The sequence below is a fragment of the Lentihominibacter faecis genome (assembly GCF_014306095.1).
GTDB lineage: Bacteria > Bacillota > Clostridia > Peptostreptococcales > Anaerovoracaceae > Lentihominibacter > Lentihominibacter faecis.
The window spans coordinates 19,563-38,911 of the sequence record NZ_JACRWC010000103.1 but is presented as its reverse complement, the minus strand read 5'-3'; the positions used below and the strand labels follow the sequence as shown (position 1 = coordinate 38,911).

General features: G+C 46.4%; 21 protein-coding genes. 16 read left to right on the top strand and 5 right to left on the bottom strand.

Annotated elements, in window-relative coordinates; all coding sequences use genetic code 11:
* Positions 1 to 315: 315 nt before the first annotated feature.
* The 3 genes from H8876_RS08210 (at position 316) to H8876_RS08200 (ending at position 2,271) form a co-directional block, all read left to right on the top strand.
* Complete coding sequence (locus H8876_RS08210; protein ID WP_249287338.1) at positions 316 to 921, top strand: type IV toxin-antitoxin system AbiEi family antitoxin domain-containing protein; 606 nt, start codon at positions 316 to 318, stop codon at positions 919 to 921.
* Entirely contained in the window at positions 914 to 1,810 is an 897-nt protein-coding gene (locus H8876_RS08205; protein ID WP_249287337.1) for a nucleotidyl transferase AbiEii/AbiGii toxin family protein, read from the top strand. The genes H8876_RS08210 and H8876_RS08205 overlap by 8 nt, the downstream gene beginning before the upstream one ends.
* 191 nt (positions 1,811 to 2,001) lie before the next feature.
* Positions 2,002 to 2,271 (top strand): hypothetical protein, encoded by a 270-nt coding sequence (locus H8876_RS08200; RefSeq protein WP_249287341.1) that lies wholly within the window; start codon positions 2,002 to 2,004, stop codon positions 2,269 to 2,271.
* Positions 2,272 to 2,723: 452 nt separating this feature from the next.
* Here H8876_RS08200 and H8876_RS08195 read toward each other — a convergent pair whose 3' ends face one another.
* A complete protein-coding gene (locus H8876_RS08195) occupies positions 2,724 to 3,344 on the bottom strand; it encodes a DUF2238 domain-containing protein (protein ID WP_249287336.1) in 621 nt (206 codons plus the stop codon).
* 247 nt (positions 3,345 to 3,591) lie between these two features.
* Here H8876_RS08195 and H8876_RS08190 point away from each other — a divergent pair, with 247 nt between their 5' ends.
* Genes H8876_RS08190 through H8876_RS08180 form a run of 3 tightly spaced genes read left to right on the top strand, consistent with a single transcriptional unit; the run spans position 3,592 to position 5,204 of the window.
* A complete protein-coding gene (locus tag H8876_RS08190; RefSeq protein WP_249287335.1) occupies positions 3,592 to 3,837 on the top strand; it encodes a helix-turn-helix transcriptional regulator in 246 nt (81 codons plus the stop codon).
* A gap of 25 nt (positions 3,838 to 3,862) precedes the next feature.
* On the top strand, positions 3,863 to 4,414 hold the full coding sequence (locus H8876_RS08185) for an RNA polymerase sigma factor (protein WP_249287334.1): 552 nt from the start codon (positions 3,863 to 3,865) through the stop codon (positions 4,412 to 4,414).
* A complete protein-coding gene (locus H8876_RS08180; RefSeq protein WP_249287333.1) occupies positions 4,407 to 5,204 on the top strand; it encodes a hypothetical protein in 798 nt (265 codons plus the stop codon). The genes H8876_RS08185 and H8876_RS08180 overlap by 8 nt, the downstream gene beginning before the upstream one ends.
* 51 nt (positions 5,205 to 5,255) lie before the next feature.
* Here H8876_RS08180 and H8876_RS08175 read toward each other — a convergent pair whose 3' ends face one another.
* The gene (locus H8876_RS08175; RefSeq protein ID WP_249287332.1) at positions 5,256 to 5,708 is read right to left on the bottom strand and encodes a hypothetical protein; all 453 of its coding nucleotides are present in this window, start codon (positions 5,706 to 5,708) and stop codon (positions 5,256 to 5,258) included.
* A gap of 508 nt (positions 5,709 to 6,216) precedes the next feature.
* Between H8876_RS08175 and H8876_RS08170 the strand changes: the two genes are divergently transcribed.
* Positions 6,217 to 8,802 carry a translation factor GTPase family protein gene (locus tag H8876_RS08170; RefSeq protein WP_249287331.1) on the top strand — a complete coding sequence of 862 codons (2,586 nt, stop codon included), beginning with the start codon at positions 6,217 to 6,219 and terminating at the stop codon, positions 8,800 to 8,802.
* Between the two features lie 9 nt (positions 8,803 to 8,811).
* Here the strand turns inward: H8876_RS08170 and H8876_RS08165 are convergent, their stop codons facing one another.
* Positions 8,812 to 9,696 (bottom strand): DMT family transporter, encoded by an 885-nt coding sequence (locus H8876_RS08165; protein ID WP_283241789.1) that lies wholly within the window; start codon positions 9,694 to 9,696, stop codon positions 8,812 to 8,814.
* A gap of 195 nt (positions 9,697 to 9,891) precedes the next feature.
* On the opposite strand from H8876_RS08165, the gene folE reads away from it, so the two are divergent.
* From folE to H8876_RS08130, 7 genes are all read left to right on the top strand, one after another.
* Positions 9,892 to 10,449 (top strand): GTP cyclohydrolase I FolE, encoded by a 558-nt coding sequence (gene folE, locus H8876_RS08160; protein ID WP_249287330.1) that lies wholly within the window; start codon positions 9,892 to 9,894, stop codon positions 10,447 to 10,449.
* A 4-nt stretch (positions 10,450 to 10,453) separates the two neighbouring features.
* Positions 10,454 to 10,993, top strand: a complete 540-nt coding sequence (locus tag H8876_RS08155) for an HD domain-containing protein (protein WP_249287329.1) — start codon at positions 10,454 to 10,456, stop codon at positions 10,991 to 10,993.
* 19 nt (positions 10,994 to 11,012) lie between these two features.
* Entirely contained in the window at positions 11,013 to 11,834 is an 822-nt protein-coding gene (folP, locus tag H8876_RS08150; RefSeq protein WP_249287328.1) for a dihydropteroate synthase, read from the top strand.
* A gap of 32 nt (positions 11,835 to 11,866) precedes the next feature.
* A complete protein-coding gene (gene folK, locus H8876_RS08145) occupies positions 11,867 to 12,679 on the top strand; it encodes a 2-amino-4-hydroxy-6-hydroxymethyldihydropteridine diphosphokinase (protein WP_177265418.1) in 813 nt (270 codons plus the stop codon).
* 220 nt (positions 12,680 to 12,899) lie between these two features.
* Positions 12,900 to 14,066, top strand: a complete 1,167-nt coding sequence (locus tag H8876_RS08140) for an acyl-CoA dehydrogenase family protein (RefSeq protein WP_177265419.1) — start codon at positions 12,900 to 12,902, stop codon at positions 14,064 to 14,066.
* 24 nt (positions 14,067 to 14,090) lie between these two features.
* Positions 14,091 to 14,882, top strand: a complete 792-nt coding sequence (locus H8876_RS08135; protein ID WP_177265420.1) for an electron transfer flavoprotein subunit beta/FixA family protein — start codon at positions 14,091 to 14,093, stop codon at positions 14,880 to 14,882.
* 21 nt (positions 14,883 to 14,903) lie between these two features.
* Positions 14,904 to 15,977: an electron transfer flavoprotein subunit alpha/FixB family protein gene (locus H8876_RS08130; RefSeq protein WP_177265421.1), complete on the top strand. Its 1,074-nt coding sequence runs from the start codon at positions 14,904 to 14,906 to the stop codon at positions 15,975 to 15,977.
* A gap of 131 nt (positions 15,978 to 16,108) precedes the next feature.
* Here the strand turns inward: H8876_RS08130 and scfB are convergent, their stop codons facing one another.
* Both scfB and scfA read right to left on the bottom strand, forming a co-directional pair.
* Positions 16,109 to 17,482, bottom strand: a complete 1,374-nt coding sequence (gene scfB, locus H8876_RS08125; RefSeq protein ID WP_249287327.1) for a thioether cross-link-forming SCIFF peptide maturase — start codon at positions 17,480 to 17,482, stop codon at positions 16,109 to 16,111.
* Positions 17,483 to 17,597: 115 nt separating this feature from the next.
* On the bottom strand, positions 17,598 to 17,744 hold the full coding sequence (scfA, locus tag H8876_RS08120) for a six-cysteine ranthipeptide SCIFF (protein WP_147594111.1): 147 nt from the start codon (positions 17,742 to 17,744) through the stop codon (positions 17,598 to 17,600).
* 128 nt (positions 17,745 to 17,872) lie between these two features.
* On the opposite strand from scfA, the gene H8876_RS08115 reads away from it, so the two are divergent.
* Positions 17,873 to 18,439: a 5-formyltetrahydrofolate cyclo-ligase gene (locus H8876_RS08115; RefSeq protein ID WP_249287326.1), complete on the top strand. Its 567-nt coding sequence runs from the start codon at positions 17,873 to 17,875 to the stop codon at positions 18,437 to 18,439.
* A complete protein-coding gene (gene larB / locus H8876_RS08110; protein WP_465250741.1) occupies positions 18,390 to 19,259 on the top strand; it encodes a nickel pincer cofactor biosynthesis protein LarB in 870 nt (289 codons plus the stop codon). Before H8876_RS08115 ends, larB begins: the two co-directional genes overlap by 50 nt.
* Positions 19,260 to 19,349: the final 90 nt, after the last annotated feature.

Sequence of the window (19,349 nt, the reverse complement as noted above, 5' to 3'; positions counted from 1 at the left end):
GTCAATTATCAGCTACCGCTGGCATTTCTTAAATCGAGTTTCATTTTATATTCAATTATTTTTTTATTATAAATTACGGAACATATGTTTGCCAATACTTTTGAGAAAAGTTTTGAATAATTCTCTAAAAATCGAGACATACTATTAAATTTAGGATTTAGTCTTGGAAAGATAAATCTTAATCAATTCTTGCAATAACTTTCAGCGTACAAATGTTAAACAATATATGCATATAGTTGTTGCAATTTACGAAATCATATGGTATAACAATTGCGTACATTATTTATTTTTTGCGTGTGGAAAGTTGGTGTCTGCTTGAGTAAAAAAGAAATTTTAAAAACGGTAATTGAAAATAACGGCGGCATTGCAAAAACTTCAGATTTTGCCGCTAACGGGATAAATAAATACGAGGTAGCGGCTTTTTGTAAAGAAGGAGTCATTGAAAGAATTCGCAGAGGATTTTATCAGCTCCCCCAAAGTAAAAGTATTACAGAAGAACAGCTCATACGGGAGCTTCTTCCGCAGGGAATTATTTGTGTGGAGTCCGCTTTGTTTCACCACGGATATAGTGATTTTTCTCCCCGTGAATGGTCGATTGCTGTGCCGAGAACAGCGTCCCGTGCAGTAAAGAACATTGAAGAATTTCCGATGAAAGCTTACTATATTCAAAAGGAATTTTTAGATATAGGTAAGTCCATAAGCAATTTTAACGGTGTAATATTGCCTGTATATGATCGTGAACGAACAATATGCGATTGTTTTAAGTACCGCACAAAACTTGACAACGAAATTTTTAATAAGGCTGTCAATGCCTATGCTGCTGATGAAAAAAAGAACCTTGCAAATTTGTCTAAATACGCAAAGGAAATGAAGCTTTATACAAAGGTTATGAATGTAATGGAGGTGCTGCTTAATGGCTGATATAGCTGCGTCCGTGCTGGCACGGCTCAAAAACAAAGCTGCTGAAAGTGGCAGAAGCTATCAGCTCTGCTTGCAACTCTTTTGCCAAGAGGAATTTTTGCGCCGTTTGGAAAAGTCTAAGTATGCTGAAAACCTCGTGCTGAAAGGCGGCTTGTTCCTCTATTCCCTTACTGACTTTGATAGCCGAGTAACGGTTGATGTAGATTTTTTGCTTCGGAAAATACCCAATACACCGGAACAGTTAAGGGGTATACTTGAGGAAATTATTGCAGTTCATACTGGCAATGATTTTGTTGCCTTTGAGATAAAGGATGTTGCACCTATTGCCGTTGCGAAGAAATATGCTGGTATAGGTGTATCAATAGTTGCTCGTATAAAAAACACACGCACACCGTTTGGCATTGATTTTGGTGTTGGCGATGTTATTGTGCCGAAGCAGGAAAAAAGAAAAATTCCCACTCAGCTTGATGATTTTGTTGCACCCACAGTTAATACTTATTCCATTGAAACGACTGTTGCTGAGAAAATTGACGCAATCCTTAGCCTGATGGAATTTTCTAGCCGCATGAAAGACTATTACGATATTTATTATCTTGCTAATAAATTTGATTTTGACGGTGCAACGCTGACAGAAGCACTGAAAAAGACATTTGAAAACCGTGGACATAGCTTTACGATTGAACAGTTTGAACAGGTTATGAGGTTTGATAATGATGAAGCAATGCAGAAGAAATGGAAAGCGTTTGTCCGTAAAATTGGCATCAAAACCGATGATTACAGTACCGTGCTGAAAACAATAAAAGTTTTCCTGACAAAACCGTTTACAGCGGCGGTCGGGGGCAAAGAATTTACCCCAAAATGGTCTGCCAATAATGGCGAGTGGATATAAGGGAGCAGAAAAATACGGAGGAGTAGAAATGAGCACGAATATATCAAAACAAAAGCGTGAGGACTTGCTGAATAAAATCAAAGAAATCCGCACCTTTATTTCTGCTGCACCACAGGACGAGAACACGGGCAATCTACTCTCTTACTCTTTCCGACCTTGAGAAAAATGTAAACGGCAAGAAATATGGTCTTGTGTTTGAGGAGCATCGTGAGGAAATTGATGAGGTATTGGACACACATACCCCTGTATTGACCGAAGGCAAAGACTTTTTCATCGACAACGGCGGTCAGATGAATTTTCTTATAGAGGGTGATAATCTTGCTTCATTGAAGCTGTTAGAAAAAACGCATAAGGGCAAAATCGACCTTATCTACATAGATCCGCCGTATAATACAGGAAATAAAGATTTTATTTATTCAGATATGATTGATTTTCACCTACAATCCAATCATTCTGACTGATTACAAAAGCCCAAGGAAGATAACTTCCTTACGAAGTGTCTCCCTTCGGAATCTCGTTTTTTGTAGAGAGAAAACCCCGCGTTTGACGCGGGGATCGTTTTTTGATCCAGTGATATATCTGGCGCGAGTCAGGATGAAAAAATGGAAATCTTTAGGAGGTTTTTCATCCTAAAATCGCAATATCTCAAAATAAGGATGAACGCCTTTGTAAGGAGCATGAATTAGAGGGCGTTTCATCGTTAATCTTGGATTACGAAGCAGTTAGGATGAATGCTGACGGGCTCCATTTCAGCAGACTTTCCAAGGGGCACATGGAATCGTTGAATCGTATTGCAAAGGACCTAAAAAAGAATGAATTTTCTTTTAGAAAAAAGGGACGCCGTCCTAACGATCTGAAATCGTTGTTAATGCGATAGCCCCATCATTTTTTGCAAATTTTTCTGCAAAGAGCATCAGTTAAGCAGTTTGTCATCAATGCGTGCTTTTCCTGCCAGGATCAGTACGGTAAAAATCAGAAAATAAGTGAGCGCACCGAGATTGCCGGCGATGATATCCGTCACGGTATCGACCATGCCTCGCTGCATATCTCCTCCAGCAAGCCGGTCTGCAGTGAATTCGAAAATTTCCCAGATCCCTGCGAAGGCAGAGGAAAAGAAAAATGCAAAGGTTGCCTCAGCAAACAGGTATACCTTTGTTTTTTTTATGGTCTGAACGGCATGTTTTAGAAGCACGGACATGATCATTGCCCCCAGGCTCGCCAGCAGGAGACCACTGAAGAAGTGTACGACTTTATCATAGAGATCTACACTGCGATAAAGATTAAGCACTGATCCTACAGGGGATGCAAAATATACGAACAGCAATCCGCAGAAGAAAAGATCATCCCGTACTTTTAGTATGTAGGAAATCAACAGCAGAGCAGCTATAGATCCAAAGGAACCTGCAATGGTAGCCGGTGCAGGATCGATGTTGGTTTTGCAGGCATATATTGCAGTGAAAATAGTTGCCAGGATCAGAACGATCAGACCGATCCACCGTTTTCTTGTTAAAAAGGTTTTGTGATTTTGTTTCATGGTCCCCCTCCTTTTTACATTTACTCACAGTTTACCGAAAGCGCTGAGGAATTGCAAGCTTTTGATTTCTTGATTGTACCGTTATTTACTGGAAATACATGGAACGACCGAATGACTCGATTTTTACATAAAAAAGAAAAAAGGCGCGAAATTTGTCACTGATTGCAATGATTGTAACGAATTCATAACAAACGATGGCGCTCTTTCCGATAAAATCAATTATTATCATAGAAGGAGACGGAACGGAATGGAGCAGCGTATCGTGCAGGATGTGAATATAGGGGTCAATCTCAAGAAACTTCGGAGAAGAGCGAGTATGACCCAGGCTGAAGTGGCTGCCAAGCTGGAATTGCGGGGTCTTTATGTCTCCAGAGAAATCTATGCTCAGATCGAAGGTGGATCGCATCATATCAGAGTCAGCGTTCTGCTGGCACTCAAGGAGATTTTTCACGCCAGCTATGAAGAAATATTTGAAATCAAAACCGAGCTGTAATATAATTTAAATGATGAGTCAATCCATGAATAACGAAGAAAAGCGACAATTTTATATGGATCACATTTACAGTCACAGGAAGGATGTGTACCGTATTCTGTGGAGTATGTTTGGTGATCCTGATATTGTTGAGGAAATAGCGCAGGGTGTTTTGGAACATGCGTGGAAAGGTCTGGACACGTTGAAAGATCAGAATAAAAGCTGGGCGTGGTTAAAGGGGATCCTTCGGAATGAATCCCGTACACATATTAGAAAAAAAGAAGAATCTCCAGCTATGGAGATCTGGGAACCTGCTTGCGAATATATCGGGGAGGATGATCTTCTGTGCTACGAGCAGGATGTTTTAGATTCGATCGTGAAAAAGGAAACCGGAGCTCAGATCACTGAGCTTCTGGAGCAGATGGATGAAAAATATAAGAGTGTGATCAAGATGCATTTGATCCTGCAGTTTTCACTGAAGGAAATTGCGAATATGAAGGGGATGGAGTACAGTACGGTACGCTCGCTGTATTCTCGTGGGATCCGGAAGCTGCGGAATTCCTGCTTGAGTCTTGAGGAAGGAGGCTCCGATGAGTAAGGACTGCAAAAGATCTTACGAAGAAGTTCACAAGAAGCTGGGGGAGGAGCTGGAGAAGGCGTATTTGAAACGAGAGACGCCAGAGGAGAAGATCCCGGAATTCGATCTGTCATTTCTGGATGAACAGCCATATGAACCGACCGAAGAAAACGATGCGGCCAGAGAAGAAGGCTTTATGTCTTCGAAAGAGGAGAAAAGGCGTCGCTTCAGCCGGTTTGCCAAGGTCGCGGCAGTTCTCATCATCTTCCTGCTTTGTACGAATATCATCATGCTGGGAAGAGATTCCACCGAATCATATGGCGACAAAGGTATCCTTCACAGATTGTATCAGGGTGTGACCGGTCTTTTTACCGATTCCGAAGAAGAAACGGAAGAATCGGATGTGGAAGAGTTTATGACGTTTGACCGTTTGGGAGAAAAGGAATTAAAGAAAGCGAAAGAATTTTTGCCAGGATTGTATGTGCCGACTTATATACCGGAGGGGTATGAGTTGGAGCAGTTGAAAATTGAAAAGTACTATTCGGGAGATTATCTGTGTGATTATGCATACAATAGTGAAGATAGAATAATTAAGATTTTATTATACTATTCTATGGATTCAGAACGCAGCAATCAATGGCCAGAAGATGGGGAATTAATTGAAATGAGTGATCGAAAAATTTTTGTTACTGAGGACTCTGTGTCTGGTGAACCATGGGTGTCTGTTTATACTGAAACGTGTAATATAGATATTTCAGGGAGCTCTGAAAAAGATCAATTGATTGAAATAGGAAAAAGAATGACAAAATAGATAAAACAAATGAAAAGTCCGACGAAGCTTTAGTCGGACTTTTTTGTGGAGTTAACTCATAGATTTGTAATATGTGTTTCCTCTTGTAACGCCATCTTCTTTGTAAGAGATCGTAACCTTGATTCTATAAGTTCCAGAAGAGGCTATAGAGAAATATTTGATATGGTTGATCTGATCATCATGGACTGTTTTTGATGCCGATGTAACTTTTTTATAACTACCGCCGGATTTTTTCTGTAAAGTGATAGTGGATGTAATAGAAGATGCCCCTGCGCGATTTGCTAGAGCTTGTGCTTTAGCTTGACTAGATGAAGTACGTTTAAATACCATTGTAATTCCAGAGCCGGATGCTGGCATCACGGTATCATTCGACAGGCTCACCGTGTCAGTGGATGCCGGAGTGGATTTTGCAGCAGCCTGTCCTCCTGATGTGGTGGCCGACGCCGTACAGGTGAAAGCGAAAAAGATCGAAATGATCAGTGTGGCGAGTATTGTTTTCTTCATGTTAGAAAACCTCCTTTTTTTCACCAATAGACATAGTAAGGGTGGTTGTGTGAGGTGTTTTTTTGAACGGAAAAACACTAGTTTTGTCGAAAAAAAGCGTACATTACGGTAACAGGGTATATTCCACACTTCAAACCTATCCGATCATTTAGGGGTGACCTAAAATAGAGAACGGATTCAAACGTTTGTACTAAAAAAGGAGTGTTTTAAAATGTCCAGAAAAAAGAAAACAGAACCTAAAGAAGAGTATGAGAACCATATGGAATATTCAGAACGTTATCTGCATGCGACCTTGTTCCTTGCAGTCATGGTGGTGCTCGTTTGCTTCGGCATGTTTATAGGATTTTTTTGGAGTATGTGAACGACCTATTGAAAAATAATGAGAAGAAACAGTACAAAAGCGAGAGAAAACTCTGGGATGCCGCAAGGTGTTTCAGAGTTTTTCTTATGCCTGGGATGTTTTCGTGCAGAAATCATGTACAATCTTGATAAGAGAGGTTAACCTATAATGAAAAATATCGTAATTGGAATTTTAGCCCACGTAGATGCGGGCAAGACCACACTGTCCGAAGCGATGCTCTATCAGACGGGAGCGATCCGGAACCTGGGACGGGTGGATCATAAAAATGCATTTTTAGATACCGATATACAGGAGCGTGATCGAGGGATCACCATTTTTTCCAAGCAGGCAGAAATGACGTACAAAGATACGAAGCTGATGCTGCTTGACACCCCGGGGCATGTGGATTTTTCTGCGGAAATGGAGAGAACGCTACAAGTGCTGGACTACGCCGTGCTGGTCATCAGCGGAAGGGAAGGTGTACAGGGGCATACCGTGACACTGTGGAAACTTTTGCAGAAATACGAGATACCTGTATTTCTTTTTATCAATAAGATGGATCTGGAAGGAGCTGACCGTGCGCAGATCTTAGAGGAACTGCAAAGTTCACTAAGCGCGGGCTGCCTTGATTTCGAGGATCCGGAAGAAGAGCAGGCTGCTATGTGCGAGGAGGGTTTGCTGGAAGAATATCTGGAAACAGGTCATATTTCTGTGCCAAGTATAAGAAACAGTATTTCTAACAGAAAGATATTCCCTTGCTATTTTGGATCGGCTTTACGTATGAGCGGGGTGGAAGGATTCCTGGATGGGATCGTGCAGTTTACAGAGGAGCCTTCTTATCCGCAGCAGTTCGGAGTACGGATCTATAAGATCACCCGTGATCCGCAGGGGATGAGGCTGACGCATATGAAAATCACCGGTGGAACACTTTCTGTAAAAGAAACTTTGGATCTGTCAGATGCTCCCGGAGCATCTGGGGAAAAAGTGAACCAGATAAGGATCTATTCCGGAGGAAAATATCAAACGGTGCAGAAAGCGGAAGCCGGCACAGTCTGTGCTGTGGCAGGACTGGAACACACCCACGCAGGGCAAGGCCTTGGCGTGGAAGAAAGTGAGAATCGTTTCGTGCTGGAGCCTGCCATGAGTTACGGTGTACTGCTGCCGGACGGAGCAGATGTACATCGCACGCTGCAGCAGCTAAAACAGCTGGAAGAAGAGGATCCACAGCTTCACATAGCATGGAACAGCCAGACAGAAGAGATCCAGATCCAGCTCATGGGAGAAGTGCAGCTGGAGATTTTAAAAGAGATGATCCGGCAGAGGTTCGATTTGGAACTGGAATTTGGAGAAGGCAAGGTGGCGTATCGTGAAACCATTGCCAAACCGGTGATCGGTGCAGGACATTTCGAACCGCTCCGTCATTATGCAGAGGTTCATCTGCTGCTGGAACCGGGTGATCCCGGAAGCGGTGTCGTGCTGGATACCGCATGCAGAGAAGATTTGCTGGATCGCAACTGGCAGCGATTGATCCTGACACATCTGGCCGAAAGAGATTTCCCGGGAGTTCTTACAGGTTCTCCTCTAACCGATGTGAAGATCACACTGCTGGCAGGGCGTGCTCATTTGAAACATACGGAGGGCGGAGACTTCCGGCAGGCAACTTACAGGGCAGTACGGCAGGGTCTTAGAAAGACGCAGAGCATTTTGCTGGAACCCTGGTACGATTTTGAGCTGGAAGTACCACAGGATATGACGGGCAGAGCAATGGCGGATATCCAGAGAATGGGAGGCTCTTTTGAATTGCCTCAGACGAGAGGTGATCTATCCCTGATCGCAGGAAAAGCACCTGTATCTGAAATGAAAGGTTATATGGCCGAAGTGAACTCCTATACGAGAGGCTATGGACACCTCAGCTGCAGTGTGGCAGGATATGAGCCGTGCCACGATGCGGAGAAAGTTATGGAAGAGACAGGATACCGTGTGGATGAAGATACAGAAAACACGGCGGATTCTGTTTTCTGCAGTCACGGTGCAGGATACCTTGTGCCATGGGATCAGGTGGATGATCACGTACATATCATACTGGACCGGAGCGTGCTTCCCGATCAAAACAAAACGATGGGACGGCCTGAGGAAAACAGCAGATCCATAGGGGTAGAAGATTTTGCAGGAATGCCGGAGGCACCTTTGCAGAAACGAACGCAGGGATCCATCGGACCGCGTGTCATAGAAGGGGAGCAGGGATATCAAAAAACCAAGTCGGCGGAGATCCAGAAGGAATATCTGGTGGTGGACGGGTATAATATTATTTTTGCATGGGAAGAGCTGAAATCGCTGGCGAAGACCAGTATGGACGCGGCGCGGACTGCTTTGATAGAGATCCTTTCCAATTACCAGGGTTATCGAAGATGCAAGGTTATCATCGTATTCGATGCTTATAAAATAAAGGGTGGCGAGCGACGTCAGGAAAAGCACGGGTCTGTCGATGTGGTGTTTACGAAAGAAGGCGAGACTGCCGATACTTATATAGAGCGGCTGACTTATGAAATGAACGGAAAATACCGTGTGAGAGTGGCCACATCGGATAGACAGGAGCAGATAATTGCTTTGGGAAATGGTGCTTTCAGGCTTTCGGCATCGGAGCTTAAAGGAGAGATCGAGCGGACGAATCTGGAGATCAGTTCTTTTCTGAAAGAGTATGCGCGAAAGAACCAGATCCGCCACAGAAACAATATCAAGATCCCGAAGAAGTAAGACAATCAACTATTGCTGCAGATGGTGATCCTTGCGAAGGTTGTAGAGGAACATCCAGATCGCAACACCGGAGATGATGCAGTAACCGATGACACTGAGGATATCGGGGAGCTGGCCGAAAAAGAGGAAGCCTAGTCCTGCGGCGAAGACGATCTGTGTGTAGTCGAAGACTGAAACTTCGCGGGCGGGAGCACGGGTGTAGGCTGCGGTGATGGTAAACTGGCCGCCGGCGGCAGAAAGCCCCGCTAATAGAAGCGTGAAGAACTGCCCGGCAGTCATGGGATGAAAATCAAAGATCAGATACGGCAGTGTGATGAGGCAGGAAAAGGCCGAAAAGAACAGGACGATAAACGGGCCTCGTTCGCCCCGCTGTCCCAGCACCCGCACCAGCGTATAAGCCAGACCTGCACACATGCCCCCGGTAACGCCTACGAGGGACGGGATCAGCACATTCGCCCCTGCAAAACCGGGTTTTACCACCAGGATCGCACCACAGAATGCCGCGGCAACTGCTGACCCCTGTACCAGGGTCAGTTTTTCCTTTAAGATGAAATAGGAAAACAGGATCGCAAAAAACGGTGATAATTTATTTAAAATGGAAGCATCGGAGAGCACTAAATGATCCACCGCATAGAAATTGCAGAGAATACCCAGCGTGCCGAAAAATGATCTGCCAATAAAGGCAGGCAGATTTTTCTTCTGAAAGGAAAATCCTTCTTTGGAACGGAGCAGGATGATCAATGCAAAAAAGAAAGCGACCAGATTTCGAAAGAAACTTTTCTGGATGGACGGCAGATCGCCGGACATGCGGACGAACATATTCATCAGGGCGAAGAAAAATGCCGAGCAGATAATGTAGATGATCGCTTGTTGTTTCTTGCTTATGGATGACATAAAATGCTTCCTTTCTTTTCTTTTTGTACTGCAAAGACTGCAGCCGAACAGTAAAAGTATATCCCTGAAGACAGAGTTTTACAAGGGAAAAACAGGATTTTAACCGATTATCTTGCCGTGAAGTATGGAATATTTTCCTGCAGAATGGTATACTGTTGAATCGTAGAAGATTGGATTACAGGAGAACTGAGAAATATGGACTTAGAAAAAATCAAACAAGGTGCAAAACTGATCCTGGAAGGGATCGGAGAAGATCCGGAGCGAGAAGGACTCATGGATACGCCTGACCGGATCGCGCGTATGTGTGAAGAAATATTTGGAGGACTTGAGCAGGATGCTGCGGAGCATTTTGAGAAGAAATTCCATGCGACGAGCAACAACATGGTATTAGAGAAAGATATTACTTTTTATTCTGTTTGTGAACATCATCTGCTGCCGTTTTATGGCAAAGCACACGTGGCTTACATTCCCGGCGACAAAGTGGCAGGACTGAGTAAGATCGCGCGGACTGTGGAAGTCTTTGCTCGCAGACCGCAGATCCAGGAAAACATGACGGCGCAGATCGCGGATGCTCTGGAACAGCATCTGGAGCCGAAAGGCGTCATGGTCCTGCTGGAGGCGGAGCATATGTGCATGACCATGCGGGGCGTACAGAAGCCTGGAACAAAAACGGTAACAACCATCGTGCGTGGAGCCTTTGCAGAAGATATGATGCTGCAGCAGACTTTTCTGCAGATGGTCAATAAAGGATAGAAACATGAATAGAGAAGAAAACATCAGGGTGCGTCAGATAGTTACGCACCCTCTTTATCAGCAGGAGTTCTCTGCGCTGCAAAAAGCGGAGCAGGAGCGGATCTACTGCAATCATACAATGGAGCACTTTCTGGACGTGGCGCGGATCTGTTACATCATGGTGCTGCAGGATGGAGCGGAGATCTCGCGGGAATTGATCTACGGGGCGGCTCTCCTCCATGATCTGGGAAGATACAGGCAGATCGCAGAAGGAATACCTCATGAGGAAGCGAGCGCTTGTCTTGCAGAACAGATCCTGACAGATTGCGGCTTTGCAGCAGAAGAACGAAGCCTGATAAAAGAAGCGATCCTACAGCATAGAGGCCATGGTGCGGCGAAACCGGCTGAGGCGCCAGCGGCGGGCGATCCGGAGAATACTGCAAAGGGTTCGCTGGGCGATTATCTTTACCGGGCGGATAAAATGTCGAGACTTTGCTTTTGCTGCGACGCGGCAGAAAGCTGCAAATGGAGTGAAGAAGAAAAAAACATGGAGATCATATTATAAGGAAGGAAACAGAAGAAACATGAAGATCGGAAATCGTAATTTTGACACAGACAATCATTGTTATATCATGGGGATACTGAATGTAACACCGGATTCCTTTTCGGATGGCGGCAGGTTCGATCAGCTGGATGCGGCTCTGAGCCATGCGGGACAGATGATCGAGGAAGGGGCGGATGTGATCGACGTGGGAGGCGAGTCTACAAGACCGGGACATCAGCAGATCACCGATGAGGAGGAAATCGCCAGAGTCGTTCCGGTGATCGAGGCAGTCAAGAAAAATTACGATGTACCGGTATCCATAGACACGTACAAGAGCTCCGTTGCTGAGGCAGCTTTGCAGGCGGGGGCGGATCTCGTAAATGATATTTGGGGATTCAAGTACGATCCTAAAATGGCAGAGGTGACAGCGCGTTATGATGCGGCATGCTGCCTGATGCACAACAGGAAGGAAGCGGTCTATGGAGATTTTTTGCAGGATGTCATATCGGATATGAAGGAGTGCCTGGCACTGGCCGATGATGCCGGCGTGGCGCCAGGCAAGATTTTGCTGGATCCAGGCGTTGGATTTGCGAAATCGCTGGAACAGAACCTGCAGATCACAAAGCATGTGGATCTTTTAAAGGCACTGGGATGTCCGGTGCTGCTGGGAACGTCCAGAAAGTCCATGATCGGGCTGAGCCTGGATCTGCCGGTGGATCAGCGGGTGGAAGGCACGCTGGCAACGACGGTTGTTGGCGTTATGAAAGGCTGTAGTTTTGTGCGTGTGCATGATATCAGGGAAAACAAACGGGTCATTCAGATGACGGAAGCGATCTTAAAGAGTGATAACGTGGATCGGTAAGTTTAACGGGAAAGGGTTGACAGGTGGAATGTATGGATAACATAAAGATAAAGAAGCTGGACGTGTTTGCAAAGCACGGTGTATATAAGGAAGAAAATGTGCTGGGGCAGAAATTCGTATTTTCAGCTGTGCTGTATCTTGATACTGCAAAGGCTGGCGTCAGCGATGAGCTCGAGGATTCGGTGAATTACGGAGAGGTGTGTCATTTTATCAGGGAGTTTGCCGAAGGTCGAACTTTCAAACTCCTGGAAAGTCTTGCAGAGCATACGGCGGCTGCTGTGCTGGATCGTTTCCCGCTGGTGAAGCGGATCGATCTGGAAATCGAAAAGCCGTGGGCACCTATCGGGCTGCCTCTGGAGTCTGTGTCGGTGGAGATCTCACGAGGATGGCATCAAGCCTTCATAGCGTTAGGTTCCAATATGGGAGATAAGAAGAAGTACCTGGATGATGCGGTGAAAGCAATGGATGATCTGGATGGTTGCCGCATCGTTACAGTTGCGGATTATATCGAGACGGAACCTTACGGAGGCGTGGAACAGGATGATTTTCTCAACAGCGCGCTTCTGATGGAGACCAGGCTGCAGCCGGAGGCGCTTCTGGAAAAACTGCATGAAATAGAGGGTTTGGCGGATCGGAAGCGAACTATCCGGTGGGGGCCGCGAACTTTGGATCTGGATATTATTCTTTATGATGAGATGATCTGGAACTCTCAAACTCTCACGTTACCGCACCCTGAGATGCACAAGCGGAGCTTTGTGCTGGATCCCCTGCTGCAGATAGCTCCGTGGGCTTATCATCCGGGGCTTGGAAAGACGGTGCGTGAGCTTTGGGAGGAGCTGAAATAGGCGAATAGGCAGAAACGTTGAAATCTAGCGAATTGTCAGTAAATTAAAACAACCTTATATTTTGTTAAGTGGTTAACAAAATGGTTGCAAAACGTATTTTAGTATGCTATATTCTACCTGTAGGGCATTTAGGGAAATTAGAGAGCGTTATGCTAAACTTTAAGGTTATAGTCAGAAGTGATCAATTAAATGGTTAGTAAAAAGTTTAGGAGGATAAATAATGGACTTCAAATTATCAAAGACACATTTGCTTCAGCAGGAAATGTACCGGAAATTCGCAGAGACCGAAATTAAGCCGATCGCAGAAGAAATGGACGAAACAGAAGTGTACGACCAGGAGCTTCTTGCAAAGATGCATAAGTACGGACTGATGGGTATCCCTTACTCCAGAGAGTTCGGCGGCGTAGGTGGAGACTACCTCAGCTATGCACTCTGCATGGAAGAAGTATCCAAGATTGACGGAAGTACTGGTATCACGATTTCCGTACACACATCCCTGTGCTGCTCCTGTATCGATGGATTCGGTACTAAGGAACAGAAAGAAAAGTTCTTAAGACCGCTGATCGACGGATCCAAGACTGGATGCTACGGTCTGACAGAACCAAATGCAGGATCTGACGCTGCTGGACAGCAGACTCAGGCTGTATATGATGAAGCAACTGACGAATATATCATCAACGGAGGAAAGATCTTCACAACAAACTCCGGTTTTGCTGATCTGTGTGTAGTATTCGCACTGACAGACAAGAGCCTGGGAACGAAGGGTATCTCCGCATTTGTAGTTCCTCTCAAGAACGAAGATGGAAGCAGAGCTGAAGGCGTTACTGTAAGTGACAACATCAGAAGAATGGGTATCAGAGCAGCATCCAACTGCGAAGTATCCTATGAAAACGTAAGAGTACCGGCTGCTAACCGTTTAGGCAAAGAAGGACAGGGCTTCAAGATCGCTATGAAGGCTCTGGACGGCGGACGTATCGGTATCGCTGCTCAGTCCGTAGGTCTGGCTCAGGGTGCTCTGAACGAAGCACTGGCATACGTTAAGGAAAGAAAGCAGTTCGGAAGACCGATCGCAGCATTCCAGACTACTCAGTTCAAACTGGCTGATATGCAGACTAAGATCGATGCAGCAAGACTCATGACTTGGAGAGCTGCTAAGACTAAGGATGAAGGTGGTAACTACGGACCAGAAGCTGCTATGGCTAAGCTGTTCGCTTCCGATGTAGCTAACCAGGTTTGCCGTGAAGCTGTACAGCTGATGGGTGGATATGGATACTGCCGTGAATATCCTGTAGAAAGAGCACTGAGAGATGCTAAGATCACAGAGATCTATGAAGGTACATCTGAAGTAATGAAGATGGTAGTTGCAGGATCGATGAAGATCAAGTAGTAGTGTGAAAGGAGAAAAAGACAGATGAAAATAGTAGTATGCATAAAGCAGGTTCCGGACACAAACGAAGTAAAGCTGGATCCTAAAACCAACAGACTGATCAGAGATGGTGTACCAAGCATCATCAACCATGACGATAAATCCGGTATCGAAGCAGCGCTGCAGTTAAAAGAAAAAGTAGGCGGAACTGTTACAGTAGTATGTATGGGACCTCCACAGGCTGACGTAGCACTGAGAGAAGCACTGGCAATGGGATGTGACGAAGCATACCTGCTGTCCGCAAGAGAATTCGGTGGATCCGATACTTGCGCAACAGCGATCATCATCTCCACTGCACTGAAGAAGATCGGATACGACATCGTAATCACTGGCCGTCAGGCTATCGATGGAGATACAGCACAGGTTGGACCGCAGATCGCAGAAAACCTGGGAATCCCACAGATCTCTTACACAGAAGAACTGGACATCAACGATGCAGCTGACACTGTAACAGTAAAGAGACAGTATGAAGACAGATATCACATGATCGAAGCCAAGACTCCTTGCCTGCTGACTGCACTGCAGGAACTGGCAGAGCCAAGATACATGCACGCAGGCGGAATCATCGACGCTTACGCAAAAGACATCACTGTATGGGGCTTTGACGACTTAAAGGATGGACTGAATCCGGATCACATCGGACTGAACGGTTCCCCGACAAAGGTAGTAACTTCCTTCGGTAAAATGGCGAAGGGCGCTGGCGAAAAGCTGGACGTTACACCGGATGAAGCAGTAGCTGCAATCATCGCTAAGATGGAAGAAAAGCACATCATTTAAGAAAGGGAGGAGCCAAGAACAATGAGCAAAGATTTATATGTAGTAGCAGAACAGAGAGACGGAGAAATCGCTAAAGTCACTCTGGAGCTTTTAGGCGAAGCAACAAAGCTCGCAGCAGATCTCGGTGAAAAAGTAGTTGGAGTTCTGATGGGAGATGGAATCAAGGGCAAGGCACAGGAAATGATCGAAGCTGGTGCAGACAAGGTAATCGTGATCGAAGATCCGATGCTGGCAGAATACGTAACAGAACCGTATACGAAGGCTCTGACTGCACTGATCAAGGAATATGACCCGAACATCGTACTGTTCGGAGCTTCTTCCATCGGTAGAGACCTGGCACCAAGAGTAGCAGCAAGAATCCACACAGGACTGACAGCTGACTGTACTCACCTGGACATCGACATGGAAAAATACTTCGAGTTCCTGCACGCAACTTCTACAGCTGATACAGATGCGATCGCTAAGAAGCTGGGCATGGACGACAAGACACTGAAGATGACAAGACCTGCATTCGGCGGAAACGTAATGGCAACTATTCGTTGCGCAGATTACAGACCGCAGATGGCAACTGTAAGACCTGGAGTAATGAAGCTTGCTGAGGCTCAGCCAGGAAAGCAGGGTGAAGTAGAAGACTTCAAGGTAGAATTCACACCAGAAGATATGAACGTAACCATCAAGGAAGTAATCAAGGAAACGAAGAAGGCTGTTGATATCACAGACGCTAAGGTTCTGGTATCCGGCGGTAGAGGAATCGGTTCCGCAGATTACTACAAGGAACTGCAGAAGGTAGCAGATCTGCTGGGCGGAGAAATCTCCTCCTCCAGAGCAAACGTTGATGCAGGATGGATCGCTAAGGACAGACAGGTAGGACAGACTGGTAAGACTGTAAGACCTGACCTGTATCTGGCATGCGGAATCTCCGGAGCAATCCAGCACATCGCAGGTATGGAAAACTCCGAATGCGTTATCTCCATCAACAAGAATGACACAGCAGCGATCTTCGATGTATCCGATCTGGGTATCGTAGGAGACGTTAAGGTGATCATTCCGAAGCTGATCGACGCACTGACGAAGTACAAGGCTGCTCAGAACTAGTATTTGACAGTTTGACTTAGAGTCAGATCAGATGAAAAATAAAGAGACTATTGGACTTGGCTGTTACAGCTAAGGCAATAGTCTCTTTTTTTATGAAGATCCCTTTCGATTTTCCTGAGGTCAGAACGTATTTATAGATCTTCGCACATCTCCGCCACTTTCAGCATGATGGCGCATTCGATCCGTTTTTTGTGGAGCTGGCAGCCCAGGTCGTAGACTCCGGTGATGGAGCCTGTGGTGTGATGGGCGTTGGCCGCGCAGCCGCCGCTGCAGTACAGCTTGGCGAAGCAGTCGGCACATTCCTCGTGGGAGTAGACATTGCAGCACTTGAACTGATCGCAGACGGATGAGTTGGTGATACCGTCGTAGATGTTGCCCAGCAGGAAGTCCTTTTCACCGACGAACTGATGGCACGGGTACAGGTCTCCGGACGGGGTCACCGCAACGTATTCCGTCCCCACGCCGCAGCCGGAGATCCGTTTGACGATGCATGGTCCGCCGGTCAGGTCGATCATGTAGTGATAGAAAGTGAAGTCGCGTCCCTTGCCTTCCCGTTTTCGTTCCAGCATTTCCGTTGCCAGTCGTTCGTATTCGGACAGGAGCTTCGGGATATCTGATTCCTGCAGTGCATACGGTGCTTCCGGCGGAGCGACTACCGGTTCGATGGAAAGTTCCTTAAAGCCCAGATCCGCCATGTGTATGATGTCGCTGGCAAAATCCGTGTTATAGTGAGTATATGTACCGCGTACATAGTAATTCTGCTGGTTTCTGGATTCCGCCAGTTTGCGGAAGGCCGGCAGGATCGCATCGTAAGTGCCGCCGCCCTCGTGGGTCTTTCTCATGTTGTCGTTGACTGATTTCCTGCCGTCCAGACTGATGACCACATTGCTCATTTCCTTATTGGCAAACTCGATGACCTCGTCATTGAGCAGCATGCCGTTGGTGGTCAGCGTGAACCGGAAATTCTTGTTACATTCTTTTTCTCTGCTGCGCCCATAGGCCACCAGTTTTTTCACAACGTCGAAGTTGAGCAGCGGTTCGCCGCCGAAGAAATCCACTTCCAGATTGCGCCGGGTGCCGGAGTTTTCGATGAGCCAGTCCAGCGCACGCTTGCCGGTTTCGTAGCTCATAAGAGCCTTTTCTCCGTGGTATTCTCCCTCTCCTGCAAAGCAGTAGCCGCAGGTCATATTGCAGGCATGGGCTACGTGGAGGCAGATGGCTTTTACGACCGACTGACGTTCCTTGAACAATTCCGCCTGCCCTGCAAAGAGGTCGCGGGTGAACAGCTGATGCTCGTCTTTTAGTGTGTCGATATCGGAAAGCGTCTCCTCGACGTCCTCTGCCGTAACGCTGTGGCGCTTTGTGATGATATCCACGATCTCTTCCCGCGGTGTGTTTTGATACAGCTCGATCACATCGTAGGCGACGTCATCGACAGTGTGGACACAGCCGCTTTCGGAGTCTAGAACGATGTTATAGCCGTTTAATTTATATTGATGAACCATGTAGAATGTCCTTTCTGATATGATTACGATGATATTCCTGCATAATAAGAAAATAGCTGCATCCGCGCTGGAATGCAGCAATTATAGTCTGTGTTACACGCTCGATCTTATCGAACTAGTTCTTGCACTTTTCGCACTGCTGGTTAGCAACGCTGCAGGAAGTCTTGCTTGCGGACTGGCAGGAAGTCTGGCATTCGCCGCATCCACCTGTCTTAGCGGACTTTTCAAGATCACGTGATACTAAAGTCTTGATTCTTTTCACTTGGAATTCCACCTTTCTGATAGTTTTCTATAACACAATTGTATTTAACATTGCTATGGTATCACATTTTGTTCGGATTGTAAAGTAGACGAAATTCTGATAATATAGGAGTAGTGTGAGGTGGTAAAATGAACGAAAATACAGGGAAAACAAAGAAAGAACTTCGAAAAGAGATCTTGAAACGCAGGGAAGCACTGGAAGCAGAAATGGTAGCGGAAGCATCCGCAGAGATCTGCCATATGATACAGGCTTTGAACATGTATGAGGAAGCGGAAGATCTTTGTCTTTATATGCCGATCCGTAACGAAGTGGATCTGGAAATCCTGCGAAAAGCCGCCTGGGAAGATGGTAAGCGAGTATGGCTGCCGAAAGTCGATGGCAAGCAGATGGAGTTTCATTTTTTCGGGCCGGAAAGCCGGCTTGAAGAAGGTGCTTATGGTATTTTAGAACCGGAAGCCGGCGAAGTCTTAGAGCCGGGAGAAGCCACACTGGTGGTGATGCCGGGAGCTGTTTTTTCTAAGAGTCACGACAGGATCGGATACGGCGGAGGATATTATGACAGGTATCTGTCGGAGCATCCACAGTGCCGCACTATGGCAGTCTGTCACGATCTGCAGATCGTAGACGACCTGCCGGCGGAAGAGCATGATATCAGACCGGACGCCATCGTCAGCGAAGAACAAATTTTATTATAAGGGGCAGAAAGGATTTGGCAAGATGCAGGAAAACGAGATCAAGGAACTGTTGGAAAAGGTCAAAACCGGGGATCGAAGCGTGGACGACGCACTGAAAGCTCTAAAGGACATCCCGTATCATGAGATGGGATTCGCCAATGTAGATCATCACCGGGCACTGCGGACAGGCTTTCCGGAGGCGATCTTCGGACAGGGCAAGTCGGCGGCACAAATCAGTGCCATCATGACGGAACTGCTGAGCAAGGGCGGAACCATCATGGCGACGCGGTTAGAGGCAGAAAAGGCGGAGGCTGTACGTAAAGATCTCCCCGAAGCTATATATTATAAAGATGCAAAGATCCTGGCGGCAGGCAGCGGACTTTCGGGGAAAGAGGATGAGGATGCTGCAAAGCTGCGCAGGCAGAAAACCGTAGCGGTGGTAAGCGCCGGAACAGCGGATATTCCAATTGCGGAGGAAGCTGCAGTAACAGCGGAACTTCTGGGAAATGAAGTCCATCGTGTCTATGATGTAGGCGTAGCAGGTATCCATCGTGTGTTCAGCAAGCTGGACATCATCCGAAGCTGTAACGTGGCTATTGTTGTGGCGGGGATGGAAGGCGCTCTTGCCAGCGTGGTAGGTGGTCTTGTGGATCTGCCGGTGATCGCGGTGCCTACCAGCGTGGGATACGGTGCGAACCTGGGTGGTATCACGACTTTGCTTTCCATGCTCAACAGCTGTGCCAACGGCATCGGCGTGGTGAATATCGATAATGGTTATGGGGCAGCGTATCTGGCATCTGTCATCAACCGAAAAATTGCGGAAAACACTTTACAACGATAAAGGCAGAGTGTATAATAAAACACTGTAAGAAGTTATCGGTTTAATGCGATAAAGTGATAAAGAGCAGCGACGCTCAAATCAAAACGGGAG

Excerpts from the sequence above, each read along its gene's own strand:
- H8876_RS08205 (WP_249287337.1), top strand. The coding sequence starts at position 914 with ATGGCTGATATAGCTGCGTCCGTGCTGGCACGGCTCAAAAACAAAGCT.
- H8876_RS08195 (WP_249287336.1), bottom strand. The coding sequence starts at position 3,344 with ATGAAACAAAATCACAAAACCTTTTTAACAAGAAAACGGTGGATCGGT.
- H8876_RS08190 (WP_249287335.1), top strand. The coding sequence starts at position 3,592 with ATGGAGCAGCGTATCGTGCAGGATGTGAATATAGGGGTCAATCTCAAG.
- H8876_RS08185 (WP_249287334.1), top strand. The coding sequence starts at position 3,863 with ATGAATAACGAAGAAAAGCGACAATTTTATATGGATCACATTTACAGT.
- H8876_RS08180 (WP_249287333.1), top strand. The coding sequence starts at position 4,407 with ATGAGTAAGGACTGCAAAAGATCTTACGAAGAAGTTCACAAGAAGCTG.
- H8876_RS08175 (WP_249287332.1), bottom strand. The coding sequence starts at position 5,708 with ATGAAGAAAACAATACTCGCCACACTGATCATTTCGATCTTTTTCGCT.
- H8876_RS08170 (WP_249287331.1), top strand. The coding sequence starts at position 6,217 with ATGAAAAATATCGTAATTGGAATTTTAGCCCACGTAGATGCGGGCAAG.
- H8876_RS08165 (WP_283241789.1), bottom strand. The coding sequence starts at position 9,696 with ATGTCATCCATAAGCAAGAAACAACAAGCGATCATCTACATTATCTGC.
- folE (WP_249287330.1), top strand. The coding sequence starts at position 9,892 with ATGGACTTAGAAAAAATCAAACAAGGTGCAAAACTGATCCTGGAAGGG.
- H8876_RS08155 (WP_249287329.1), top strand. The coding sequence starts at position 10,454 with ATGAATAGAGAAGAAAACATCAGGGTGCGTCAGATAGTTACGCACCCT.
- folP (WP_249287328.1), top strand. The coding sequence starts at position 11,013 with ATGAAGATCGGAAATCGTAATTTTGACACAGACAATCATTGTTATATC.
- folK (WP_177265418.1), top strand. The coding sequence starts at position 11,867 with ATGGATAACATAAAGATAAAGAAGCTGGACGTGTTTGCAAAGCACGGT.
- H8876_RS08140 (WP_177265419.1), top strand. The coding sequence starts at position 12,900 with ATGGACTTCAAATTATCAAAGACACATTTGCTTCAGCAGGAAATGTAC.
- H8876_RS08135 (WP_177265420.1), top strand. The coding sequence starts at position 14,091 with ATGAAAATAGTAGTATGCATAAAGCAGGTTCCGGACACAAACGAAGTA.
- H8876_RS08130 (WP_177265421.1), top strand. The coding sequence starts at position 14,904 with ATGAGCAAAGATTTATATGTAGTAGCAGAACAGAGAGACGGAGAAATC.
- scfB (WP_249287327.1), bottom strand. The coding sequence starts at position 17,482 with ATGGTTCATCAATATAAATTAAACGGCTATAACATCGTTCTAGACTCC.
- H8876_RS08115 (WP_249287326.1), top strand. The coding sequence starts at position 17,873 with ATGAACGAAAATACAGGGAAAACAAAGAAAGAACTTCGAAAAGAGATC.
- larB (WP_465250741.1), top strand. The coding sequence starts at position 18,390 with ATGATATCAGACCGGACGCCATCGTCAGCGAAGAACAAATTTTATTAT.